Raw genomic sequence first — 890 nt, forward strand, 5'->3', positions numbered from 1 at the left:
TCAGACGGACAAGTGAAAGTCCGCGGCTACCGGATTGAACCGGGAGAAATCGAAGCGGCGATCCGGCGCATCGACGGCATTCGTGAGGCGGCGGTCACCGCCCGGACCGAACACGGCGAAACCGCGCTTTACGCCTATATCGAAGGACGGGAAAGCGATGACGTGCGGGCGGAGCTTGCGACACGCCTTCCGGCCTACATGATGCCGGCTCAGTTTATAGAGATGAGCGAATGGCCGGTCACGCCGAGCGGAAAGCTTGACCGCCGCGCGCTGCCGGCTCCCGACGGAGCGGCAGACAGACAGGCGTACACCGCCCCGCGGAACGTCACGGAAATGAAGCTTTGCGCCCTTTGGGAAGAGGTGCTGAAAAACGGCCCCGTCGGCATCCGGGATCACTTTTTTGAGCGGGGCGGCCATTCGTTAAAAGCGACGGCTCTCGTCTCCCGCATCGCCAAAGAGTTCGGTGTTCAGGTGCCGTTACAAGACATCTTCGCCCGGCCGACGGTGGAAGAGCTCGCTTCGGTCATTCAGGACTTGGAGGAGAGCCCGTATGAAGCGATTCAGCCTGCGCAAAAACAGGACACCTACCCGGTGTCTTCGGCGCAGAAACGGATGTATGTGCTCCAGCAGCTTGAAGACGGCGGTGTCGGCTACAATATGCCGGCTGTGCTGGAACTGACGGGCCCGCTTGACCGCATCCGGCTGGAGGAGACGTTCCGGGAGCTTGTGGAGCGGCATGAGTCGCTCAGAACGTCCTTTGAAACGGGGCCTGATGGCGAACCGGTGCAGCGCATCCATGACAGCGTGCCGTTTCAGCTGGATGAGGCCGAGTCAGCTGACGCATTCGTCCGGCCGTTTTGTCTGGAGGAAGCGCCGCTCTTCCGTGCGGC

General features: G+C 61.8%; 1 protein-coding gene. It reads left to right on the forward strand.

Annotation, left to right across the window (positions count from 1 at the left end):
* Positions 1-890: condensation domain-containing protein (locus tag D5S11_RS19660; protein ID WP_241211478.1), on the forward strand; the 890-nt coding region annotated here is incomplete at both ends.

It is taken from the genome of Bacillus sp. L75 (genome assembly GCF_003676355.1).
Classification (GTDB): domain Bacteria; phylum Bacillota; class Bacilli; order Bacillales; family Bacillaceae; genus Bacillus; species Bacillus velezensis.